Raw genomic sequence first — 689 nt, 5'->3', positions numbered from 1 at the left:
CTCGATGCGATGGACGATCGTCCGCTGCTGGGCCGCCCGATCGGCAACACCACGCTTTACGTTCTCGACGGTGACCTCAACCTCGCGCCGGTCGGCGTCGCCGGCGAGCTCTATATCGGTGGCGCGGGGCTCGCCCGCGGCTATTGGCGGCGCGGCGCGCTGACGGCGGAGCGCTTCATCCCCGATCCGTTCGGTCCGCCGGGGGCGCGGCTGTACCGTACCGGCGATGTGGCGCGGTGGCGGTCCGACGGCGTGCTCGACTATGTCGGCCGTGCCGACCACCAGGTGAAGATCCGCGGCTTCCGCATCGAGCTCGGCGAGATCGAAGCGCGGCTGCAGGCGCAGGATGGTGTCCGCACGGCCGTGGTGGTGGCGCGCGAGGCCGGCGCCGGCCGCCAGCTGGTCGGCTATGTCAGCGGCGAAGCGCTGGATGGCGCGGCGCTCAAAACGGCGCTGTCCTCGGTGCTGCCCGACTACATGGTCCCAGCACGGATCGTGGTGCTGGAGCGCCTGCCGCTGACACCGAACGGCAAGATCGACCGCAAGGCCTTGCCAGCGCCGGATCAGCTCGCGGCGTCCGCCCAGCATGTGGCGCCGCGCACGCCGGCGGAGGCCGCATTGGCCGCGATCTGGGCCGATCTGCTGCGCCAGCCCCACATCGGCGTCACCGACAATTTCTTCGAGCTCGG

1 protein-coding gene is annotated in these 689 nt (G+C 71.3%); it reads left to right on the top strand.

Annotated features, from left to right (window positions below):
* The coding region (locus tag ACM43_RS09575; RefSeq protein ID WP_271539850.1) for an AMP-binding enzyme at positions 1-689 on the top strand (689 nt) is incomplete at both ends.

Source organism: Bradyrhizobium sp. CCBAU 45321, from assembly GCF_028128975.1.
GTDB lineage: Bacteria > Pseudomonadota > Alphaproteobacteria > Rhizobiales > Xanthobacteraceae > Bradyrhizobium > Bradyrhizobium yuanmingense.
Note: the sequence above shows the minus strand (reverse complement) of the source record. Positions and strands in the feature narration are given on the sequence as shown.